This is a genomic window from Mesorhizobium sp. M7A.F.Ca.CA.002.05.1.1, from assembly GCF_003998335.1.
Classification (GTDB): Bacteria; Pseudomonadota; Alphaproteobacteria; order Rhizobiales; family Rhizobiaceae; genus Mesorhizobium.
In genome coordinates this window covers 1-512 of the sequence record NZ_RZQI01001610.1, presented here as the reverse complement: position 1 = coordinate 512, position 512 = coordinate 1, and the positions used below count along the sequence as shown (strand labels likewise).

General features: G+C 65.6%; 1 protein-coding gene. It reads right to left on the bottom strand.

The window, feature by feature from the left end:
* Positions 1–69: 69 nt before the first annotated feature.
* Positions 70–512 (bottom strand): glycosyltransferase (locus EN939_RS37330; protein WP_272483150.1); only part of this gene is annotated, 443 nt, incomplete at its 5' end.

The window sequence follows — 512 nt, the reverse complement described above, 5'->3', positions numbered from 1 at the left end:
AAATAGAGCCTAACGCAACATTTCCGTATATACGATAATTATTCCAGCGGTCAAACCTAGCTGACGCCTTCAGGCGCCGGACGGCGTCTCTTCCAGCTCGGCCGTCTTGGTGCCGATGGTCATCGCATTGCCGCGCCAGTCGACGGCGCCGCCGAGCCAGCCGCGTCCCCACATCGCCGGCAGGATCAGGTCGCGCGCCATGATCGCGGCGACCATGCGTGGCGACAGGTACCAGCCCTTGGACCAGGCCAGGGCGCACTCCGGAAGGTAGAAGGCCGCCAGTACGGCAATGGCGGTTGCCCAGAGGCTGAAACCGGCACTGGCTGCGGCAATCAGCGCAAGCACCAGCGGCACCAAGGCGCCGGTCAGGATTTCGGGTGCGAAGAACAGCGGGAAAGTGACGCGGCGCAGGCGCGCCCAGCGGGCCTGACGCGACCAGATCTCGTCAAATGAGCGCCGGCCAAGCGGCTGCTCGAAGGGGGCGGCGACGAGATTGACGCGCAAGCCGAGGC